Raw genomic sequence first — 15,791 nt, 5'->3', positions numbered from 1 at the left:
TTGACCTACTGATTACAAGTCAGTTGCTCTACCAGCTGAGCTAAGTCGGCACACTAAACTGTGTGCTAAGGCACGTTTCAATTTTAAAGATTGATAACTTTGTATAAATGGTGCCTCGACGCGGAATCGAACCACGGACACGAGGATTTTCAATCCTCTGCTCTACCGACTGAGCTATCGAGGCACATAAACTGTGCTAGTTAACTGCTAAATAATAACATTTAACTTAAATAAATGGTGCCGACTAACCGAGTCGAACGGTTGACCTACTGATTACAAGTCAGTTGCTCTACCAGCTGAGCTAAGTCGGCACACTAAAACACGGTGTGCTATGGCACTTATAATAATATCAAATCTTATTGATTTAAAACACTATTACTTTAAATAATGGTGCCCAGACGCGGAATCGAACCACGGACACGAGGATTTTCAATCCTCTGCTCTACCGACTGAGCTATCTGGGCGTGCGGCGTATTAAACGGGTTTTGCCCTATTAAGTCAACTTTTTTTTTATCCTTTATAACTGTTTGCATGGTTTTTATGCAAACCAAAGGATTTCCCTCTAAATATGCTGTTTATTCAAACAAATTAATTATCAATTAACACGATAAATTATTTTTGTGTACTAAAAATCGGCATAAAATTTTCGTTATATGGGACAAAACAAGTTACAATGCGCTCAATTAATTATTAAAAGAATAAATACCTCAGGGAATCATCCATGCAAAGTAAGTTTTCCTCACCGATAAAAGGCTTGATGCCTCTTTTTATATTATTTAATGTTGCTGTTACAACAATGGCACTGCTGGCTTACTCATTTTATGATGTTCGCCAAACGGCAACCGCGCCCGAAAAGAGCCTTGTCGATATGCCATCAATCAGTAAGCAATTACATCAACCTTTGGTCGATGCTTTGACCACTCTTGGGCGCGTTAAAGCAGAAAAATTAATAAAACTTTCTGAATCATTAAACGCCGATTTTGCATATTCATTATATGAATACAATACGAATAATAACTTTACCTTAATTTATAGCACTAACGCAGAACCAACACCTGCGTTAAAAAGAAGTGATTATTTACCTACCAAACAAAGAATACATCACCTTCTAACATTAAATGAACAGCCTGTGGGTGAGTTAATAATCGAGCGGCGAATCACCAGTGCAACGACGACCTCTGAAGAAACTCAAATAATTAGCTACGCATTAGCAATTAGTTGTGTATTTACTTTATTTATTCTTGCTCTACTTTTTAATGTCTACCTTAATAAACGATTACGAAACAGTACTGATAAATTAGCAGGCGAACTTAACGCGATTACTAAACACGCTGATTACAAATCAATGGTAAATGAAGAGCTAGATATTGGTTTAGGCGTAGTTGCTAAAAATATAAATTTATTACTACAACAAGTAGATTCAGCGATTACTAATAACGAAGCTGCACAAAAAGACTTACAGCGCTTACAAGGGAATTTAGAAGTTGAAGTACATAATAGAACGTTAGCACTTGAACAGGCCACCCTAAAAGCTGAACAAGCAAGCCAAACTAAAACCACCTTTTTGGCAACAATGAGCCATGAAATAAGAACCCCCATGAATGGTGTTATTGGCACCATTGATTTATTAAGGCAGACAGAGTTAGATGGTGCGCAATATCGGTTGAGTACCATTATTCGTGAGTCGGCTTTCTCATTACTGAGCATTTTAGATGATATTCTTGATTTTTCTAAAATTGAAGCTGGCAAACTCAATATCGACCCCATTCCATTTTCAGTCACTGATACTATCGAAGAAGTTGCCAGAGTTTTGTCCTCTGTTGCAAAAAAACGAGAGTTAGACTTAGAGCTTTCAATTGCACCCGATATTCCTATTAATCTCATTGGTGATACTATTCGTGTACGCCAAGTGCTATATAACCTATGTAGTAACGCTATAAAATTTACAAGTACCGATAAAAATCGTATTGGCCAAGTAAAAATATCAGTTGAAGTTGCACATAACACCGCAGATCATTTTACGTTGCGCTTTAGTGTTATCGATAATGGCAAAGGCATGACACAAGCACAGTTAAGTGAAATTTTTAACCCCTTTATTCAAGCCGAAAATTCGATTACCCGAGAATACGGCGGCACAGGGCTAGGGCTTTCAATTTGTAAAAGTTTAACGGAACTAATGCTTGGCACTATTTCGGTTACCAGCCATATTGGTATTGGTAGTGAATTTACAGTTGAGCTCCCTTTTAGTATATCTGGCGGCATTAAATATGCTCATAAAAACACTTTAAAAGATCATAAAGTGTTTGTTGTAACTAAACATACAGAACGTATGAAACTCATGTTCCGATATTTATCATTTATGGGAGCTAAAACAGTTTTACTAGAAAGCCAACAAGAAATTGAAAGCGTACAAGAGACTCCTAATGCTATTTGGGTTATTGATGGCATTGATAATATGGAAAATGTGAATTCGTTACTACGTAAGCTACTTTATACTCTAGAAGATAATTCACAACAGGCTGTCGTGTTAAGCAAGTTAGATGACGCAGCGATTAATCATAAAAATATTTTTTACATCAATGCCGCCCCTTTATGTAAATCAAACTTTATGATGTCGATATTAGTTGCTGCTGGGTTACATCAACCAAAACAAATAAAGCAAACAAAATCGTTAAATAACTACTTAAATATTGAACAAGCTCGCGAACAAAAAAAATTAGTACTACTTGTTGAAGATAATATTCTTAATCAAGAAGTACTTACTGAACAATTGCATATTCTCGGCTATGGTGTAGAAATCGCTAATAATGGCGAAGAAGGCTTAAACCTTTGGCGTACAGGTAACCATTCGTTAATTTTAACTGATTTACATATGCCTAAAATGTCAGGCTACGATATGGTAGAAAAAATCCGTGACGAAGCAGAGCTATTAGAAGACATTAACGCACAACCATACATTATCGCGGTGACAGCGAATGCATTAAAAGGGGAAAAAGAACGTTGTTTAGCCGTTGGTATCAATGACTTTATAACTAAACCTATTGAGTTAAATGCATTAGAAAATACTTTACAGGTATGGGCTGATAAATATAATCAAGATCCACTGGTTATTATCCATCAAAATAAAGCCATGCCTATTGATTTAGACGCAGTACAAAAATATGTTAAAAGTGATGAAGCGAAAAAAATTCGTTTTTTCAAAATGTATATTGAACAAAGTCAAAGTTTAGTTAAATCAATAAACTCCGCCGTTATGATGAACGAACAAGCAGAAATAATTGAAGCCTGCCATCAACTAAAATCAATTTCTAAAACCGTTGGGGCTAATACTGTTGCTGAGTTATCTGGCAATTATGAAGATCAATGTAAAGCGGAGGAATTAAATTCAGATCAGCTCATTACACTACGTGATGAATTAGAGATTGAGTTTTCAAAGGCGATACAATTTCTCAAAGAGCAAATTAAAAACTCACCTGAAAATACGATGTAATTACATAATACCAGATAATAAAAAAGGGCTAATTAGCCCTTTTTTATTATCTGGTCGTTTACTTTTCGAGAGGTTTATAACCATCAATTTGCACTTCTTTATTTTCAAATAAAAAACCGACCATTTGCTCTTCTAAAAAAGTACGATGTTCTGGGTCCATCATATTTAAATGCTTTTCATTTATAAGCATTGTTTGTTTATGCTGCCACTGAGCCCATGCTTCTTTAGAAATATTATTAAATATTTTTTCACCCACTTCTCCTGGGTATAATTGAAAACCAAGACCTTCAGCTTCTTTTTGTAACTTTTGACAAAATACAGTACGTGCCATAATCATTTCTCTTAAACTTTTAATTAAATTGAGTTTACCCTATTCGTGCCATTTCTTTAACCAGCTTTTTAGTTGGCGCAGCTAAACCGACCTCTATTGATTGATCTAAAGGGTACCATACTAGCTGAAGCTCGTTAACAACATCGGCTATAGCATTTAAATTTAAAACATGAGGGTTTATTGTTAACTCAAAATGTGAAAACACATGAACAAAGCTCTCAAGCTGATTTAATTCACCTGTTAAATCTTGTTGCCCTAAAAATTGCTTTAGGTGTGAAAGTTCTGAAAACTCAAAGAAACCAAATAACCCCCCCCATATGCCAGTACTTGGCCTTTTTTGCATCAGTACTTGGTTTTCGAATCGAACAATAAGTTGGTGGCATGATTTTTTAGGCACCGCTTTTTTAGGCTTAGAATGAGGAAACTGCTTCACTACATTATTTTTAAACGCAGCACATCCTGTATTTAAGGGGCATAATGTACAATCAAAACGACTACGCGAACACACGCTCGCCCCTAAATCCATCATTGCTTGATTAAATTGCACGACATTTTCTTTAGGTGTAAGTTGCTCAGATAAACGCCATAATTGGTTTTCTACTTTTTTAACGCCATACCAGCCTTCAACCATAAAATAACGCGCTAGCACTCTCTTTACATTACCATCTAAAATAGGATGATGCTGACCAAGAGATAAAGAAAGTACAGCACCCGCAGTTGAGCGACCAATGCCTGGTAATGCTATTACTTCCTCTAGGGTCGTAGGAAATTGACCTGCATATTTATCACGAACAATTTTTGCAGTTTTATGTAGGTTGCGAGCACGCGCGTAATAACCTAAACCCGTCCAGTGGTGCAGCACATAGTCTTCATCCGCATTGGCAAGAGCAATGATATCGGGAAAGCTTTGCATAAACTTTTCAAAGAATGGGATCACAGTAACAACTTGAGTCTGCTGTAACATAACCTCTGAAACCCATACTTTATAGGGCGTTTTTTGCTGTTGCCAAGGTAAGGTTTTACGGCCATGTAAGTGATACCAACTTACTACTTGGCTTGCAAACTTAGTTGACTGTTCAATACTTAAATCCACAAAAATTAACTTATACTTTAAATGATGGCGGCCCAGTCTATTAGAGATAATGAAAAGATCAAGCTATATACTTGTTATCCCCGCCTTGGTCAGGGATAATACGCAACCATTTTTAAACATGTTGTTTTATCAGGCCCCATTATGAGCGAATCAAGTAACAATAACCTAGAGCTTGCAAAGCAAGAAGGTAAGTATATCCGAACAATCCGTAGCTTTGTTAAGCGCGAAGGCCGATTAACTAAAGGCCAAGCGGCAGCAATTGAGAAGTGCTGGCCAACTATGGGCCTTGAACACAAAAACGGCATGCTTGATTTAGCCAGCGTATTTGGTAATAACAACGACGTGGTTTTAGAGATTGGCTTTGGTATGGGCAAATCATTAGTTGAAATGGCTAAAAATGCACCACACTTAAACTTTATTGGTATAGAAGTTCATCGCCCAGGTGTTGGCGCATGCCTTATGGATGCTGATGAAGCGGGTGTAACCAATTTACGTATATTTGAACATGATGCAATTGAAGTATTAGCTGATTGTATTGCTGATGAGAGTTTAACCACACTGCAATTATTTTTCCCAGATCCTTGGCATAAAAAGCGCCATCACAAACGCCGTATAGTGCAAACTGAGTTTGCCGAAAAGCTACGCTCAAAATTAAAAATGGGGGGTGTTTTTCATATGGCAACAGATTGGGAAAACTATGCTGAGCATATGCTCGAAGTTATGCAAGCCGCTCCTGGTTATACTAATCAATCTCAGACAAACGATTATGTTCCACGTCCAGATTTACGCCCATTAACAAAGTTTGAGCAACGAGGACACCGACTTGGTCATGGCGTTTGGGATTTAATGTTCGAACGTATCCAATAAATTATTAATGTTAAGACAAGGCCATTTATGAGCATATTAACCAATCCAAGCTTACTATTACTACGAAATAACCAAATGTTAATTGGTAAATCTATCTTGGTGGTGAACTTTGTACAAGATGGCTTTTTAACTGAGCTTAAAAACCTTAACCCACAAAGTAAAATAACGGCTTTTAGTTATAATCACGCTAATGGTGAATATGCTAAAAACATTAAAGGTATTGAGGTCTGTGTTAGTCATACTATTGCATCTGGTGATTATGATTTAGTCATTTTATATTACCCAAAATCTAAGCCCGAGGTTTTAATGGCACTGGATAACATACGTGCTGTTATTAACAAAGATGCCGAACTTTTAGTTGTGGGAGAAAATAAAAGCGGCGTAAAATCAATAGAAAAACAACTAGCCGATAAAGTGGGCTACAGTAATAAAATAGATTCTGCAAAGCACTGTATTTTGTACTCTTTTAGTGAAATAACAGAAAATAACTCTTTTGATTTAAAACGCTATCATAAGGAATTTACTGTTTCGATAGCTGATATTGAATTTACAGCGGTCAGTATCCCTGGTGTTTTTAACCACGGTGCATTAGATGCAGGCACTAAAATGTTACTTGAAAATACGGCTATGATCAGAGCACACAGCCGGGTATTAGACTTTGGCTGTGGTGCTGGATTAATCGCTACATTTTTAGGTATAAAAAATCCTGATTTAGAATTTTTATGCAGTGATGTCAGCGCATTAGCTGCCTATGCAACCACGCAAACATTAGCCCTAAATAATATAAAGGGGAACACTGTGCTAAGTGATGGTTTAAATGATATAACAGGTAGATTTGATTTAATTATTAGTAACCCTCCCTTTCATACTGGTATAGCTACCGATTACAGTGTCGCAGAAACGTTTTTAGCAAATGCTAAACAGCATTTAAACAAATCAGGTAGATTGACAATTGTTGCAAATAGCTTTTTAAAATACCCCCCCATATTGGCTGCTCAATTTGAGGGCTACCACACCGTATTTAAAAATAATAAGTTTGCAGTGTATAGCAGCTAAACCTAGAACCGTTATTTTTTAAGTACATATCAGTGTTGAGTTGATTAGTTTAAATATTTTTCAGCTCTTTTATATCTATTTGCTAAACTTATCTATACATAAAAAGGTTATTTGGCAATTTATATCAATATGATGAAAAAATCACAGCAGTGTAGTATTAAAAAAACATTGATACATACCATTATGTTAGTCACTGCTAGCTGCCTTTCTTTATCGATCGGTATTTCTACTTACCTTAGTGTAAAAGAGCAAAAAAAACTCATTATAAACAAACTAACAATTCTATGTGAAATTGTCGCCTTTGATGCTGCCCCTTCGCTTATAGATAGTAACCGGACTAACGAAGAGCTACGTTTGAAGTTTTTCAGCCACATTCCCTTAATAAAAAACATTCACGTTTATAAAATTGATGCTTTCAGTAATAAACCGAGTTTTTTTATGAGCTACAACGCCAAAAAAACACCTCCGGTCCCCCTGCGGATTGACAGTATTGATAAGCTAATGACTCCTAAAGTAACCAATAACATCGTCGAAATAATTCGTCCTATTATCTATGCGGATAAAACGATTGGCCATATTTATATGAGAGGCAGTCTAGAGAGCTTAAATGAGTATATAAAGAAAAAATTAATTCTATTATGCATATTAGTCAGTATTGTACTGACAACAGTGTACTTATTTACTTTAAATATACAGCGTCGGGTCGCTGAGCCTTTAACAAAGTTAAGCCTTATGCTAAAAGGTGTCGCAAAAAGTCATAATTATGATACGCAATTTGAATCATGCAATATTAAAGAAATAAACCAATTGTCTCAAAGTCTCAATATCATGCTAACTAGAATAAATAGCCATATGCAACGTCATGAAAAAGATAAGTTAGAGATAAAAACATTAAATCTTGAACTTGAAGGAAAAGTAAATAAAAGAACGGTCGCACTAAGAGAAGCCAATCAAGAATTATTATTAACACTTGAAAAAATGCATCAATATCAAAATCAAATTGTTGAAAACGAAAAAATGGCTTCGTTAGGGCAAATGGTGGCAGGTGTAGCGCATGAAGTAAATACCCCTATAGGCCTTGGAATAACAGGGTCAACCCTATTACGAGATAACCTTATAGAAATCGAGAGTCACTTCAAAAATCAAACACTCACTTCAGGTCAATTGAAAAAATTTATTACTAGCGGCTCAGAAAGCCTAGATTTGATTTATCGAAATTTAAATAAAGCGGCTGACTTAATCAACAACTTCAAAAAACTGGCCGTGATTGAGGATGACAATGTAAACACTGAAATTAAAATTCACACATTGATCAATGATGTCTTTTTATCGATAAAATCTGAAATAGCCCCCTTCTCACCTGTACTACATATTTTATGTAGTACAGAGCTTGTTATAGAAAGTAAAGTCGACTCTTTACAACAAATACTACAGCAGCTTATTTTAAACTCTGTAACTCACGGCTTTGAAAATCAAGTAAATAATGAAATCACTATCGAGGTTGAACGCACTCATGGGCAAATCACACTCACTTACAGCGATAACGGGGTTGGGGTAAATAAAGAATTTAAACATAAACTTTTTGACCCCTTTGTTACCTCAAAACGAGGTCAAGGTGCTAGTGGTCTAGGTCTACACTTAGTGTATAATTTAGTGACTCAATCGCTCGGAGGCAGAATACATTACGATACTGAAAATAAAATAGGTAGCCGCTTTATTATTACCTTATTTTAACACCAAGAATGGCCCTCACTTTATTTATCATGGGTACTTGTATTTAGTGATTTTGACCTTATAAATAAGAGTAATGTTATAACTACTGCTATTAATTATTTAATATAAGTTATTAATGAACTTTTTAGTTATTTAGATATCACATACATTGAAAAAAGGTTAAATAGAATTAATGTTGATTATTGCTTATTTTAAGGCACTGTTAAGTTGTTTTGTTACAAAATAGCTACAGATAAATAACTTTATAGGTACTGTTTTATGCTATCTATTTATGAATAGGCTAAATATTTCAGTATAACCATGCTGTTTACAACGTTATTTTCTACAATTTTTTTATCCATGTTGATTTTACTTGTTAACATTTGGATATAATCCTATAATCTCCGTAATCGGTTTTATATGATAATACTGATTTTTTTTATAAATAAAATATTCCAAAAAGGTTAATTAATAATGCAAACGCCAGTCATTCTGATCGTAGAGGATGAAGATGTAACTCGACTAAACCTCGTAAGTTTATTTGAAGCTGAAGGTTATAAAGTTATAGAAGCCATTGATGGCGATGATATGCATGACAAGCTTACAAATAATGACGACGTCAATCTTGTAGTTATGGACATCAATCTACCAGGTAAAAACGGCTTAATATTAGCACGTGAATTACGTCAAAAGCGTAAAGTAGGCCTGATCTTTTTAACTGGTCGCGATAACGATGTTGATCGTATTTTAGGCCTAGAGATTGGTGCAGATGATTACATCACTAAACCATTCAATCCACGTGAGCTTACTATCCGTGCACGTAACTTAATAACGCGCACAGCACTTGGTGGTGAAGAAACAGCTTTAGAAACAAATGGCGTGCTAACCTTTAATGGTTGGGAGCTTGATGAAAATAGTCGTTGTTTAACATCTCCTAATGGAGACGCAAAGCGTTTACCTAAAGGTGAGTATCGTGCTCTTCGTTTAATGCTTGACTCTCCGGGGCGTATATTTAGCCGTGAGCAATTAATTAAACATATGACAGGTCGTGAGCTTCGTGCTAACGATAGAACTGTTGATGTAACGATTCGTCGTATTCGTAAGCACTTTGAGAGCGACAACAGTACATCAGAACTTATCAGCACCATCCATGGTGAAGGCTACCGCTTTATTGGTAAGTTAGACAACTAAGTTAGAATTTACTCTAACCGCTGTAAAAACAAATGAAGGGCCTCGAGCCCTTTATTTATTTTACGCTCTAATACTTCAATCCATACAGCTAATTGCTCATTGTCGACATCAAGCACGCCGTTTTCCATCTCCTTTGCATGTAGCTGAACATCATTTAACCCCACAGACCCTGCAGCTCCTTTTAGTTTATGCGCAACCGACTTATACTCTTCTTTATCTTCACAGTTTAAAGCGGTATGTAATTCGATAACATATTTTGGATTTAACTTTTGAAACAGCTCTGTACTTCGTTTAAAAACATCGAGTCCCATAGAGTTAACAAAATCTTCGATCGTCTCAATATCAAGTAAGCTAACATCTATGCCTGTTAAATCTTTGCCTTGTGTTGTTATGCGTAAGTCTTGATCTTGTTCAATTTGTTTGATCGCAAATAAATCAGCCAACATTTTGTCTAATTTGGTCGTGTTAATCGGCTTAGCTAATGCCCCTTGTATTGAAATACCTTCTAAGTCTTCCTCAGCGCTGCGCACATTCGCAGTTAATGCAACAATGGGTAACTTGTCAAAATAGCTATCGGCACGTATTTGTCGAGCCACCTCATCGCCGTTAATATCTGGTAATTGCATATCAAGTAGTACTAAATCTAAATCGTCTTCGGTTTCAACAAAAGATAATGCATCTTCCCCTGTTTCAGCCCAAATAACATCATGCCCACGTTGCTCTAAAAGGTTGGTTGCAATCTCTGCATTTAATGGGACATCTTCAACTAGCAGTATATTTAAACTTCGACCTGCATAACTTTGCTCAGTTGGCGCTATACATAATTCAAGAGGAATTTCGACAGTAAAGCAACTTCCTTCACCTTCACGACTTTCAACCTTGATACTGCCTTTCATCGCGGCAATTAATGCTTTTGTTACGGCTAAACCTATCCCCGAACCAATCGCATTAGAGCCTGATAAATCAGGCGCTTTATAATACATATCAAAAATACGTGGTAACTGCTCTTGCGGGATCCCTTGCCCGGTGTCTGATATTTTCATTACCAACCAAGGGCCTTCAGCTCGGTTTTCTCTAGTACAATCGAGCTTAACCTCACCGTGTTGAGTAAATTTAACGGCATTATTAATCAAATTCCATACCACTTGGCGTAAACGGGTGGGATCTAACAGAGCATAAACATCCAGAATTCCGTTACGATTAATCGTAAACTCTAACTCTTTTTGTTCGGCAATAAGGCCTGCAAAATTCACGACATCATTAATAAAGTCTGAAACATTGATAGGGTCAGTTGCAATATCAAGCTGCTCACGATCTATCTTATCTAAATCTATAATATCATTAAAAATATTACCGAGTGTTTCGGCGCTCGAGAATACCGTATTACACCAACTACGCTGTTGCTTATTCATTTCTGTATCTAATAGCATGCGTGTAAGGCCCACGATACCATTAAGTGGTGTACGTAACTCATGGCTTAACGTTGCAATAAATTTACCTTTATCTTTATAGGCCGTCTCCAGTGCCTGAGCCGCTTCTTTACGGCTTGTAATATCACGGCCAAACGCTAACAAGCCAATATAATCGCCTTGATCGTTAATAAATGGGATTTTTCTTAGCTCAAACCATTGTGACTGGTCATTTGCATTATGTTCAACATCAATAGTAATCGCTTTATGAGACTGTTCCACTTCAATATCAGAGCGCAGTACTGCTGAAAAGAAATGACTCGGAAACACCTGTTCAGCGGTCTTTCCTATTAATTCAGCACTAGATTTTCCTGTCACTTGTTCAAACATTTTATTACACCCAGCAAAAATTCCATTGTTGTCTCGGTAATAAAATAAATCCGGGGATGAGTCGACAATAGAACGTAGTAACATCCCTTGTTGTGCTAACTCTTGCTGTGTTTTTTTGCGTTCAACAATTTCTCTGCGCAGCTCTTCAATCGCACGATGCTTAGCATGAAAAGCCATTTTTCTTTCATCTATTTCAATATTCAGTCGATTAATATTATCTTTTAACGTTTGGTTTAAGAGTTTTTCTTGTTTTGTCGCACTATCTAAATAAGTATACGAAGCATCTAATTGACGGATTGAATTAAGTAATACACTTATAATTAAAGGTGACACCACCCCAGCAAAAAAAACGACTGCTAGCACATCCAGTAATTTAATATCACCAACGGCCACATAGTAGAACATACTGGAAAGAATTAACGACATAATTAAAAAAAGCACATAACACAACGCGGCCGTTTTAAATTCCCCAAAACGTGTAATAGAGCTCGATAACACTCGAGCCCATGAGCTCAATGAAGAGTCATTCATAAATATATATATCTCATAGCAATGCGAGTAAAATTGAAATAACAGTCATAATAGTGGCTATTTTAGCATTATCTATTAACTAATTTCATATTGTTCGATGAAATCAGAAAACTTTCATCATTAAATAGTGATCTAGCTTAAACTGCCCGTTTCTCGATAAATGTATTTCGTGTAATATACGGCGTTTTATTATTGTTAAACGAGTATTCAATCATGCAAACTAACATGCCAGATATCGCTGATACAGCACCCGCTTTACAAACAGGTAAATTAGACTGGGTTGGGATGGCTGAAATTGAATTGCCATTCATTTTTGAATCGTTGAATTTAACACCCACGACCGTTAACGCCAAAGCGCGTGCATTTGTCAATTTGCAAAAAGAAGATGCAAAAGGCATTCATATGTCGCGCTTATTTCTTGCACTTGATACGCTCTCTACACAGCAGCATGTAAATCCAACGACAATAGCGCAAGTACTTAACGATTTTATTGTTAGCCATGAGCAATTAAGCGATCAAGCAAAAATAGAGTTTAAATTTGAGCTACCGCTGCGAAGAGAGTCCCTGATAAGTAAAAAAGTAGGCTGGAAAAGTTATCCAGTTACATTAACCTCTTCAATTAACAATAATATTATCAGCTACGAGTTAACCGTTGATATCACATACTCATCAACATGCCCATGCTCAGCGGCCCTAGCTCGTCAATTAATACAAAATGCATTCAGCGAGCAATTTACCCAAGATACCTTGAAGCAACAAGACGTCCTCGAGTGGCTAGGTAGTACACAAGGCATTGTCGCAACTCCTCATTCACAACGCTCTATCGCAAATGTAAAAGTAAAACTTGATAACAATATCACTGAATTTGATGTGATCGGGTTAATCGACATGCTTGAAAATGAACTGAAAACCCCTGTTCAAGCTGCTGTAAAGCGTGAAGACGAGCAGGAATTTGCCCGTTTAAACGGACAGAATTTAATGTTCTGCGAAGATGCCGCACGTAAAATAAAAAGCGTACTTGAGCTTGAGAGCTACGCAGATTACTGGTTACAAATAAATCATTATGAATCATTACATGCTCATGATGCTGTTGCGATTGCAGTTAAAGGCGTAAATAATGGGTATAAAGCGTAATTAAAATAAACCGGCAACATCCATTCGGCACACTCCTTGCTTAGTAAATAGCAGTGTCAAAATACTGTTTGGAGTTGCCTTATGGAATTAGCTTTATTATCAATTTTAGTGTTAGTCGTTGGAGCTTCTATTGTTGCGTCAAAATTTAATGACGACGGTGGAAACCCTTATCCTTTTGTTCGTAAACAAAGCGTGTTTACTCAAGTAGAAAGTGTTTTTTTAGGCTTATTAGAGCGTGCTGTGGGTGATCAATATAAAATTGTCAGCCGAGTAAAATTGGTTGATATCATCGATTGTAAGCAAGGTTTACCTACAAAAACAAAACGCGCAGCGCTTACTAAAGCCAAAAACAAACAGCTTGATTTTGTCTTAATAGACAAAGAAAAAATGACCATTGTTGCCGCAGTAGATTTAGTCAATAATACTAATAAAAGCGGTCATAAAGCACAACGTGATTGGTTTGTTAATGGCGCATTAGAAGCCGCAGGTATCCCCCATATTAGAATGAAAGTTAAATCGGGCTATCAACCTAGCGAAGTTAGAGATGCAATAATGTTTAAATTAGGAAAACCTGCCCCGGCACCAATTCGCCCAACACGTCACAGATCGGCAAAGCCTGCTGTACTTTCACCCTCACAAGCAAAAGCGCAAACAACATTGGTTGCTGAGATTTAATCTCTAGGTGCTATAAGGTTATTTCAAAAGTGAGTTATTTAAAATAGCTCGCTTTTTTGTTTTTTAAGACTAATTTCACGTATAATAGAACCATTCAAATTTAGGAACTGAACACTATGAATGTTGGTATTATTGGCGCGATGGAGCCAGAAGTTAAAATTTTGCGTGCTGCCATGCAAAATACACAAACCTTAACTAAGGCTGGCTTTACTTTTTACACTGGCGAGCTTGCAGGTAACACAGTAACGCTTGTGCAATCAGGTATTGGTAAAGTCGCATCGGCCATTGCAACCACTTTACTTATTGATAATTTCAATCCAGATTGCGTCATAAACACAGGGTCGGCAGGTGGATTTGATCCTTCATTAAATGTAGGTGATGTTGTTATTTCATCACAAGTACGTCACCACGATGTTGATGTAACTGCATTTGGTTACGAAATTGGCCAAGTTCCGCAAATGCCAGCTGGCTTTGAAGCTCACCCTAAATTAATCGAAGCGGCAAAACAAACGATTGCTCAAATAAGCGAAGTTAAAACATTAGTTGGTTTGATTTGTACTGGCGACAGCTTTATGTGTGATCCTATACGTATAGACAAAGCACGTGCTGACTTCCCTGAGATGCTTGCCGTAGAAATGGAAGGGGCTGCTATTGCTCAAGCCTGTTTTTCATTAAACACGCCATTTGTTGTTATTCGCTCTATGTCGGATATTGCCGGCAAAGAGTCGCCACAGTCTTTTGAAGAGTATCTTGAAACAGCTTCAATTAACTCATCAAAAATGGTTGTCGCATTGCTTGAAAAAATAGCTGGGCTTACTCTTTAAATGCTCAGCAATATTGTTCAAACTCATTTGGACTTTATTGTATTTATGTTCGCGCTCCTTTGCGAGCGCTTTATCCCTTTATCTCGCTTGTACCATCCTGGTACCTTTATGCATGGTATTTATTCAGCTATTGGTAAGCGTATTTATAAAAAATCTGAACCTAAGAGTTACCTTTACTTAGCTGCAACTCTAGGTGCAATGCTCCCTAGTATCCTTATTGTCATAATATGTGCTCTTGTGCTGGAATTTGCATTTTACCCCGAGCTGCTTCATGGCTGTATTCTTTACTTTTGTTTAGAAAAACAAACAACAATAAACAAAATAAAAAGAATCACATTACTGTGTAAAAAAAATCAAAAATCAGCCGCTCGCGAACTCCTTAAACCATTACTAGCAAGGGAAGTTAAAAACTTATCTGCACCGGGGATTTACAAAGCACTCATTGAAACATTAATTTTACGCAGTGCCCGTTTTTATTTCAGTGTTATTACTATTTATCTGATACTAGGGCCTTTTGCCGCTTTGTTCTATCGCTTACTAACTATTGCACAGCAAGCTTGGCGAGATGACATAGCCCCTAACAGCCACTTTTTAAAACCCGTACAGCTTATTTTATTTGTATTTGAACTTATCCCCACTCGTTTACTTGCGCTCACCATAGCAAGCAGTAAAGCCACTAAAAACAGCATCCATTATATTAAGCATTACGGACGCCATTTTTATCAAACCAATACAGGCTGGCTTTTAAGTTGCTGTAGTGCCGTATTAGGAGCGCAACTTGGTGGCCCAGCTATATATTTTAATCAGCGCTATAATAAAATGCGAGTAGGTACTCAGCGCCTTCCTCAAGCACAAGATATTCTCATCGTGATCAACACGCTAAACCAAGCATTTATATTGTGGTTATTAGTGATTACGGCCATTAAGATAAGCTTTGCCATCATTTAAAGTACCTTCCACCGCTTTCTTTTAGCAGTAAACCTACGAGCGCCTAGTTGGCTACAGCTAACCTACCAACGACTTTTTAATACACTTTATTATGTACTTTATTTCAGGCACAAAAAAACCGACGCTAAGTCGGCTTGTG

General features: G+C 36.8%; 12 protein-coding genes and 3 tRNA genes. 9 read left to right on the top strand and 6 right to left on the bottom strand.

Annotation, left to right across the window (positions count from 1 at the left end; all coding sequences use genetic code 11):
• Positions 1-108: 108 nt before the first annotated feature.
• The 3 genes from J8L70_RS15800 to J8L70_RS15790 all read right to left on the bottom strand — a co-directional run bounded on the left by J8L70_RS15800 (position 109) and on the right by J8L70_RS15790 (position 464).
• Positions 109-184, bottom strand: a tRNA-Phe gene (locus tag J8L70_RS15800).
• 51 nt (positions 185-235) lie between these two features.
• A tRNA-Thr gene (locus J8L70_RS15795) sits at positions 236-311 on the bottom strand.
• Between the two features lie 77 nt (positions 312-388).
• Positions 389-464 (bottom strand) — tRNA-Phe (locus tag J8L70_RS15790).
• Positions 465-721: 257 nt separating this feature from the next.
• Between J8L70_RS15790 and J8L70_RS15785 the strand changes: the two genes are divergently transcribed.
• A complete protein-coding gene (locus J8L70_RS15785; RefSeq protein WP_211056536.1) occupies positions 722-3,490 on the top strand; it encodes a hybrid sensor histidine kinase/response regulator in 2,769 nt (922 codons plus the stop codon).
• Positions 3,491-3,548: 58 nt separating this feature from the next.
• Here the strand turns inward: J8L70_RS15785 and J8L70_RS15780 are convergent, their stop codons facing one another.
• A complete protein-coding gene (locus J8L70_RS15780) occupies positions 3,549-3,821 on the bottom strand; it encodes an oxidative damage protection protein (RefSeq protein WP_211056535.1) in 273 nt (90 codons plus the stop codon).
• A 34-nt stretch (positions 3,822-3,855) separates the two neighbouring features.
• Positions 3,856-4,914: an A/G-specific adenine glycosylase gene (gene mutY / locus J8L70_RS15775; protein ID WP_211056534.1), complete on the bottom strand. Its 1,059-nt coding sequence runs from the start codon at positions 4,912-4,914 to the stop codon at positions 3,856-3,858.
• 141 nt (positions 4,915-5,055) lie between these two features.
• Here mutY and trmB point away from each other — a divergent pair, with 141 nt between their 5' ends.
• The 4 genes from trmB to arcA all read left to right on the top strand — a co-directional run bounded on the left by trmB (position 5,056) and on the right by arcA (position 9,741).
• Positions 5,056-5,781 (top strand): tRNA (guanosine(46)-N7)-methyltransferase TrmB, encoded by a 726-nt coding sequence (gene trmB, locus J8L70_RS15770; RefSeq protein ID WP_211056533.1) that lies wholly within the window; start codon positions 5,056-5,058, stop codon positions 5,779-5,781.
• Positions 5,782-5,808: 27 nt separating this feature from the next.
• Positions 5,809-6,837 (top strand): methyltransferase, encoded by a 1,029-nt coding sequence (locus J8L70_RS15765; RefSeq protein WP_211056532.1) that lies wholly within the window; start codon positions 5,809-5,811, stop codon positions 6,835-6,837.
• 129 nt (positions 6,838-6,966) lie between these two features.
• A complete protein-coding gene (locus J8L70_RS15760) occupies positions 6,967-8,571 on the top strand; it encodes a HAMP domain-containing sensor histidine kinase (RefSeq protein ID WP_211056531.1) in 1,605 nt (534 codons plus the stop codon).
• Between the two features lie 453 nt (positions 8,572-9,024).
• Complete coding sequence (arcA, locus tag J8L70_RS15755) at positions 9,025-9,741, top strand: two-component system response regulator ArcA (RefSeq protein WP_211056530.1); 717 nt, start codon at positions 9,025-9,027, stop codon at positions 9,739-9,741.
• A gap of 8 nt (positions 9,742-9,749) precedes the next feature.
• On the opposite strand, the gene arcB is transcribed toward arcA, so the two are convergent.
• Positions 9,750-12,071: an aerobic respiration two-component sensor histidine kinase ArcB gene (gene arcB / locus J8L70_RS15750; protein ID WP_211056529.1), complete on the bottom strand. Its 2,322-nt coding sequence runs from the start codon at positions 12,069-12,071 to the stop codon at positions 9,750-9,752.
• Between the two features lie 213 nt (positions 12,072-12,284).
• Between arcB and folE2 the strand changes: the two genes are divergently transcribed.
• The 4 genes from folE2 (at position 12,285) to J8L70_RS15730 (ending at position 15,652) form a co-directional block, all read left to right on the top strand.
• Positions 12,285-13,205, top strand: a complete 921-nt coding sequence (gene folE2 / locus J8L70_RS15745; protein ID WP_211056528.1) for a GTP cyclohydrolase FolE2 — start codon at positions 12,285-12,287, stop codon at positions 13,203-13,205.
• A gap of 81 nt (positions 13,206-13,286) precedes the next feature.
• On the top strand, positions 13,287-13,880 hold the full coding sequence (locus tag J8L70_RS15740; protein ID WP_211056527.1) for a DUF2726 domain-containing protein: 594 nt from the start codon (positions 13,287-13,289) through the stop codon (positions 13,878-13,880).
• A gap of 116 nt (positions 13,881-13,996) precedes the next feature.
• Positions 13,997-14,704, top strand: coding sequence for a 5'-methylthioadenosine/S-adenosylhomocysteine nucleosidase (gene mtnN, locus J8L70_RS15735; RefSeq protein ID WP_211056526.1), 708 nt, complete (start codon positions 13,997-13,999; stop codon positions 14,702-14,704).
• Positions 14,705-15,652 carry a cobalamin biosynthesis protein gene (locus J8L70_RS15730; RefSeq protein ID WP_211056525.1) on the top strand — a complete coding sequence of 316 codons (948 nt, stop codon included), beginning with the start codon at positions 14,705-14,707 and terminating at the stop codon, positions 15,650-15,652.
• The last annotated feature ends 139 nt before the right edge of the window (positions 15,653-15,791 follow it).

This window comes from Pseudoalteromonas sp. MMG010, assembly GCF_018100905.1.
Taxonomy (GTDB): Bacteria; Pseudomonadota; Gammaproteobacteria; order Enterobacterales; family Alteromonadaceae; genus Pseudoalteromonas.
The sequence above is the reverse complement of the archived record's forward strand: the minus strand, read 5'-3'. Positions and strand labels throughout refer to the sequence as shown.

What these genes read in the sequence shown, in the direction of transcription:
- J8L70_RS15785 (WP_211056536.1), top strand. Translation starts at nt 722, where the DNA reads ATGCAAAGTAAGTTTTCCTCACCGATAAAAGGCTTGATGCCTCTTTTT.
- J8L70_RS15765 (WP_211056532.1), top strand. Translation starts at nt 5,809, where the DNA reads ATGAGCATATTAACCAATCCAAGCTTACTATTACTACGAAATAACCAA.
- J8L70_RS15730 (WP_211056525.1), top strand. Translation starts at nt 14,705, where the DNA reads ATGCTCAGCAATATTGTTCAAACTCATTTGGACTTTATTGTATTTATG.
- J8L70_RS15780 (WP_211056535.1), bottom strand. Translation starts at nt 3,821, where the DNA reads ATGGCACGTACTGTATTTTGTCAAAAGTTACAAAAAGAAGCTGAAGGT.
- trmB (WP_211056533.1), top strand. Translation starts at nt 5,056, where the DNA reads ATGAGCGAATCAAGTAACAATAACCTAGAGCTTGCAAAGCAAGAAGGT.
- mtnN (WP_211056526.1), top strand. Translation starts at nt 13,997, where the DNA reads ATGAATGTTGGTATTATTGGCGCGATGGAGCCAGAAGTTAAAATTTTG.
- J8L70_RS15740 (WP_211056527.1), top strand. Translation starts at nt 13,287, where the DNA reads ATGGAATTAGCTTTATTATCAATTTTAGTGTTAGTCGTTGGAGCTTCT.
- folE2 (WP_211056528.1), top strand. Translation starts at nt 12,285, where the DNA reads ATGCAAACTAACATGCCAGATATCGCTGATACAGCACCCGCTTTACAA.
- J8L70_RS15760 (WP_211056531.1), top strand. Translation starts at nt 6,967, where the DNA reads ATGATGAAAAAATCACAGCAGTGTAGTATTAAAAAAACATTGATACAT.
- arcA (WP_211056530.1), top strand. Translation starts at nt 9,025, where the DNA reads ATGCAAACGCCAGTCATTCTGATCGTAGAGGATGAAGATGTAACTCGA.
- arcB (WP_211056529.1), bottom strand. Translation starts at nt 12,071, where the DNA reads ATGAATGACTCTTCATTGAGCTCATGGGCTCGAGTGTTATCGAGCTCT.